The organism is Protofrankia symbiont of Coriaria myrtifolia, assembly GCF_900634755.1.
Lineage (GTDB): Bacteria > Actinomycetota > Actinomycetes > Frankiales > Frankiaceae > Protofrankia > Protofrankia coriariae.
The window spans coordinates 1-5,906 of record NZ_CAAAFS010000027.1 but is presented as its reverse complement, the minus strand read 5'-3'; the positions used below and the strand labels follow the sequence as shown (position 1 = coordinate 5,906).

The window sequence follows — 5,906 nt, the reverse complement described above, 5'->3', positions numbered from 1 at the left end:
AAACGCAGGGCGTGCGACGCTGCACAAGATCCGCAAATACGGAGCTATTGGTGACTATAGACCGTATCTACGTGGGACTTGTGGTCCTTGCGCCGCTCTGCAGCGAGGAAGTTGCGGGACAATGATCAATTGTCCCGAATTATCCGTTTCGCGCCTTTCTGGTGGCGGCGTGGACGCGGCTTCCGCGCAGGGGAGCTGGGCGGGGTCTGTTGTGCGTTGCGGCCGGCTTCGACGGCCGCGGCCGTCAGATTCACTCGGAGTCCAGAGACGACCGAGTCCGACCTCAGTCAACTCGCCGGCAGACACACAGCGTCACAAAATAGGATCATGGTGTTGAGCCCGCGCAATCGCCCGACGAACAAGATCGTGCGACTCGGGCCCGCATTGAGCTCGCAAACCTCAAATAATCTTCCAAGGAAGATCTAGAGAATGGGATCACCGCAGGTCGCAGCCATAATCAAGTGTGGGCCGCCAGGGGATCGAACCCTGAACCCGCAGATTAAAAGGCGGTCGACGCTATGGGTTTGATGTCGCTCGTGCCCTGGTACGTCTCGATATGACGGGGCCGTGGGGTGCCGTGCGATCGTCGCGGTTGGGGTCGTACTGGGGTCGGGCTTCGGTGTGCCTTCTGGCACACTTCCGACGCTCCGACGCGCCGCGTGGGTGGGCGCCCGACGCGCCATGGGGTGCCGCCCGGAGGGCGGCGGGGCCCCATGTTGCGCGGCGGAAGCGACCGGGTACCCGCGCGCCGCGTGTCGTGTGCGTCGGGAGTGTGCCTGGCGGGGGCGAAGCCCCCGCCCTTGAACAAGTAAGGAAAGTTGGCACACGCTCTCGATCGTTCAGTTCTCGCTCTCGAAGGAGAATTCGTATACGAGTTCGTATCGGTCGGCTGCAAGAGTCATATAGTTCACTTCGACTGGAAGGCTATTTTTGTCAAGCGCGACACGAGTTATGTAGATGACAGGAACGCCATTGTCTAGCCGAAGCTCTTTTCTGATCTCTGGACTAGGCATCCGGACGGTTATTTTCTCGACGAAGCGGACAGGCTCACGGCCTAGCTCAGTTAGTCGAGCGTGTACCCCCCCGGGGCCAGTGTCTTCCTGCTCTATCCGTGTTCCGCCAGCGAGCTTCCACGTAAATACCGATGTTGCTAGTTGAACAGGCTCACCGTTGGCGAACATCACTCGATCCCGAACCAAAACCTCATCGCCTGGATCAATGTTGAGAACTTCAGCCGTCATACTGTCGGCACCTTCGACCGATATAGACACCTTCACAGAGGGTTCATATTCGGCATTCGCCGTATCTGCAAGGAAGGCGCTCTGATTCAGAGATCGCGCTTTAGGAGAAAGCCTTTTCTGCGCAATCCTTCGAATGGGGCGCCGTTGCCTAACGAATATTCCACGTCCATGTTCGGCGGATATTAGACCTTCACCCCGAAGAACCGCGATTGCCTGCCGAATTGTAACGCGTGCAGCTTCATACTCTTCGGAGAGCTCACGCTCAGAAGGGAGCTTCGCCTTCTCAGGAAGTATGCCAGTTACGATCTTTTCACGAAGTTCATCCGCTATTTGCTGATAAGCAGGTCGATCACTCGTTCGATCAATTGGCGTCACTCTGCGTCACCTTCCTTCCTAGGCTGCGGGAAGGTCTCGCTTGGGGCCTCCTGGGTGCCGCTGCCACTGCCGGACATAGCTAAGGGTACTGGTCGGCACGTCGGCATGTCCTGTCCAGACGTCTGGTAGACACGTCCCTACCAGTCTGCTATAGTGGTCCTACTGGACAGGACGTTCCTACCAGTTGGGATCACAAACCATCCTTAAGGAGACGTAAGCCATGCCTGTTCCTCGTGAGTTCAAGATCTCATTTGATGAGCTGTTCCCGCATGGTGCGTTTGTGACGGGTCCGGTGGAGCCGGTGTCGGAGTTCGATGAGAAGGTGCCGATGGCGTCACGGCGGCAGAAGACGGACAAGGACAGTGGTCTGTTGCTGTGGGATGTGCCGGTGCATGATGCGGATCCTGAGGCGCGGGCGTCGGCGCGGTCGGTGAAGGTTCGGATCGCGGCGAGGGTGCAGCCGGTTCCGCCGGATGCGTTGCCGGGGCTGCCGTTCCGGCCGGTTGAGTTCGAGAATCTGTCGGTGGCGCCGTATGTGAATCGGTCGACGGGGCGGATGGCGTATGCGATTCGCGCGACCGGGATGCATGCTCCGGGTGCTGCTCGTACGGCGAAGTCGGCGGCGTAGTCGTGGCTGATGGTGTTTCGCTGGTCGTGGACCTTGTTCGTGATGGTGACAACAAGGCTGCGATTGGTAGTCTTCCGGATTGGGTTCTGCCGTCGGCTGCCCGTAATCTCCGGAGTATTGCACGACGGTACTGTGGTGACGATCCTTCGGCGGTAAAGGACTGGGATGGTGTTGCCGCTGAGGTGGAAGCGGAACACGCGCGTCGACGATCCCGTCGACGTTCCTGACGGTCAGGCTCCTGTAGGCATTTCTGTGTCTTCCCCGGGTGTGGGTTGTGTGTTGCCCGCTCCTGCCCGCATTCGGGGTGGTGGTTGTTCCCCTGTTCCCTGCGTGAGAAACGGAATGCTGCGATGGCTCGTGGCAACAAGGATGAGGGTCCTGTAGAGGCTATCGGCGTCGGCTGGTACTGCCGTTTCGGTTGGAGTCGGCGTGTGGATGTCCTGAAAGTTGACGAGGCGGAGCAGAGTGCTGTTATCCGCGTACGGGACGCTATCTATGGTGGCCCGGAACCGTGCACGGTTTATCTCGGCAGGCTCGAAGATGTGGACTGGAAGTTCGGGCATAAGCCGGGTCGGTGAAGGTCTGGATAGCGGCGAAGGTGCAGCCGGTCTTACCGGATGCATTGTCGGAGTTGCCGCGTAGTAGTAAGGCTGTTCTCCCCGGGTGTGGGTTGTGTGTTGCCCGCTCCTGCCCACATTCGGGGTGGTGGTTGTCCCCCTGTTCCCTGCGTGAGAAACGGAGTGGTGTTGTTATGGCTCGTGGTAGCAAGGAGATTCAGCGCGCGGCGAAGTTAGAGAAGGCGAATAAGGCGCGTGCGGAAGTGGCGGCGCGGCGTCGGTCGGGCTGCTCGGAGGCTGGTATTCGCGCGGCTGTGGATGTCGAGCATGCGGCCTGGTCGGAGTACCGCCTGAGCTGACCGTGATGGGTGGCCGTCCCCGGTGGTCGGGTGCTGAGTTTGCCCGCTCCCCCCGACCTGCCGGGGCCGGTGTGCCCTGTTCCCTGCGTGAGAAACGGAGCATCTTCATGTCTATCACAGATCTTGTCCTGGTCGACGAGACCTGACCGGCGGTGGCTACTCGACGTCGTGCCCGTACCACCCGTGGCACACAGTTGCCGTTGCCGTTCGACGCTGACGGCCGGTCGCGGGCCGGGGTGGTGTCGATTCCGCTGGTCCGCGCGGCGGACGCCTCCCCACCGATCACGATGGAACTCCGTCGGCGGTCCCGTGCCCGCCGGTGACCGACGGCCCGGTCCTGCTGGACTGGCGTCATGTCGAGGTGGGGGATGCCCGTCCGTGCGTGGTGTGCGGGAAACCGGCGCTGTGTCGAAGCCCGCGGGGGAAACCCTGCCATAAGACCTGCGCGGAAACCTGGTATGCCGACCGCTCGGGGGTGACTCCTCGGGATAGCGGCTGACCGGACCGTCCCGCCCATCCCGCTCTCCCTGATAGCTGCGCGTGTATGCGTGCCTGCGACAGAAGGATGTTCATTGATGATTCCCGCGTATCGCCTGTCTCCGTGGATGTCGGGGGACGCGTCCGTGTTGATCCGGTCGGCGAAAGGAACGGTTGCCGAGTCCGCGGACAGTATCGCAGCGGTCATCACGCATTTCGGTCATATCGAGGATGAGGATTTCCGTGCCCTGCTGCACGCGGCGATGAAGTCGCTGATGGGACTGGAGGAGTATTTGACAGAGTTGCTGCACGCGGCGCGGCAACAGGCACGGTCGTCGTGACCCGCCGGATGACGGCGCTGCTGGCGGATCTCGATCCGGCGGCCCGGGTGACCGTCCGCCACCGCCGCCCGGTAGGAGTCACCCCGGAGGACAGCGTCGGCGTCACGCTGGGGAAGCTGGCCGGCTGGCTGCTACGGGCCGGGCTGGCGGGGCTGGCGCGGCTGGCGGTCCGTTACCGGCGAACCTCGCTGGCGCTGCTGATCGTGCTGCTGGCGGTGGACCGGGTGGGCTGGCGTCCCCTCGCGGTGGCGGTGGCGCTGCTCGCCGGCGGTGTGTTGGTGTGGCGGATCGTCCATCCGGGCTCGTACCGGCTGTGGCTGGCCGGCCGGCTGGCGGCGTGGTGGCGCAGGTGGACGCGGTATGCCCCCCGGTGGGGGCGGCTGATGGCCCGGCATAACCTGACCGTGACCGCCAACGATGTCGAGCAGTGGCCTCGGTTGCTGCGGGTCCGGACCACCCGGGCCCGGGACTCCCTCCTCGTCGGCCTACGTCCTGGGCAGTCACCCGACGACCTGGACGCGGTCACGGTCCCGCTGGCGCACGCGTTGCGCGCCGATGAGGTGCAGATCCGGGTGCACCGTCCGGGTCGGGTGTGGGTGGATGTCCGCCGTCGTGACCTGCTGGCCACCCCGATCCCGGCGCTACCGATCCCGACCACCCCGGATCTGCGGGCGTTGCCGGTCGGGCTGCGGGAAGATGGCGCGCCGTGGACGCTGGGCCTGCTCGGTACCCACACCCTGCTCGCGGGGGCGACCGGAACCGGGAAAGGCTCGGTGCTGCACAGCATCCTGCGCGGCCTGGCTCCGCTGATCGCCGCTGGGGTGGTGGAGGTGTGGGGGATCGATCCGAAAGGCGGGATGGAACTCTACCCGGCCCGGGGCCTGTTCACCCGCTACGCGGACGGCTCGACCGGGGAGATGGCGGATCTCCTCATGGCGGGGGCGGACTACACCCGTATCCGGGCGGCGGAGTTGAAAACCCGCCGGCTGCGTATGCTCACCCCGTCGGTGGAGACGCCGTTCGTGCTGCTGCTGGTGGATGAATTCGCGTTCCTCTCCGCCTACCAGCCGGATCACAGGTTGGCTGCCAGCGTTGACATAGCCGTTCAGATCATCTGTTCGCAGGGTCGGGGGCCCGGCGTCGGACTCCTCGTCGCGGTGCAAGATCCGAGTAAGGACGTGCTGCCGTACCGGCAGTTGTTCCCGACCCGAATCGCGCTGCGCCTCGACGAACCCGTCCAAGTCGACATGGTGCTCGGGGAAGGCGCCCGGGCACGCGGGGCACGCTGTGACGCCATCCCCCCGTGGGCGCACGGCGTCGGCTATGTCCGCCTCGACCGGCAACGCGAACCCATCCGGGTCCGTGCCGCCTACCCCACCGACACCGACATCACCACCCTCGCCCGGGACTACCCCGCTCCCCTCGCCATTCCCGGCCCCCGGACCGCCGCTGCGGACATGCCGGCCGTGCCGTCGGCGACGGCTGTCACCGACCCCTATCTGACGGAAGCGGAACTCGATCCGGAATGGCAAGCATTCATCCGCTCCCGTAGCCGAGCCGGGAAAACCCTGCACTGAGCTTTACGGATGCTGTCCGAGAAAGGAAAGGGAATCGTGCCGCGTCGTAACCGTAACGCCGGTCGGCTGACCGACTGCAAGTCCTGTAACGGCCCGGGACAATTGACCTGCCGAGTCTGCAAAGGCATCGGACGTGTCCCGTCGAAAACCCGTACAACGCCGCGTCCACGCGGATAGCCCACCCGGGTGGTTCTCCTCGTCGGTCGGGCAAGCTCGCCTCTACCAGGGGTTCTCCCACCCATGCCCCACCGCGAGAGCCGACCATCCTGCCCGGCTGGCATGGGTGGGGGGTTCCCTGGTAGCCCTCCGGGTGCCCGACCGGCGGGGAGAACCACCCCCCACCCAGCCACC

At 64.1% G+C, this 5,906-nt stretch carries 4 protein-coding genes; 3 read left to right on the top strand and 1 reads right to left on the bottom strand.

Annotation, left to right across the window (positions count from 1 at the left end; all coding sequences use genetic code 11):
* Positions 1 to 839: 839 nt before the first annotated feature.
* Entirely contained in the window at positions 840 to 1,616 is a 777-nt protein-coding gene (locus CM1CMNOD_RS01355) for a GntR family transcriptional regulator (RefSeq protein ID WP_013871899.1), read from the bottom strand.
* Between the two features lie 220 nt (positions 1,617 to 1,836).
* On the opposite strand from CM1CMNOD_RS01355, the gene CM1CMNOD_RS01350 reads away from it, so the two are divergent.
* The 3 genes from CM1CMNOD_RS01350 to CM1CMNOD_RS01335 all read left to right on the top strand — a co-directional run bounded on the left by CM1CMNOD_RS01350 (position 1,837) and on the right by CM1CMNOD_RS01335 (position 5,555).
* Complete coding sequence (locus tag CM1CMNOD_RS01350) at positions 1,837 to 2,244, top strand: hypothetical protein (protein ID WP_013871898.1); 408 nt, start codon at positions 1,837 to 1,839, stop codon at positions 2,242 to 2,244.
* Between the two features lie 1,491 nt (positions 2,245 to 3,735).
* Positions 3,736 to 3,978 (top strand): hypothetical protein, encoded by a 243-nt coding sequence (locus CM1CMNOD_RS01340; protein ID WP_013871896.1) that lies wholly within the window; start codon positions 3,736 to 3,738, stop codon positions 3,976 to 3,978.
* Positions 3,975 to 5,555: a type IV secretory system conjugative DNA transfer family protein gene (locus CM1CMNOD_RS01335; RefSeq protein WP_013871895.1), complete on the top strand. Its 1,581-nt coding sequence runs from the start codon at positions 3,975 to 3,977 to the stop codon at positions 5,553 to 5,555. Before CM1CMNOD_RS01340 ends, CM1CMNOD_RS01335 begins: the two co-directional genes overlap by 4 nt.
* Positions 5,556 to 5,906: the final 351 nt, after the last annotated feature.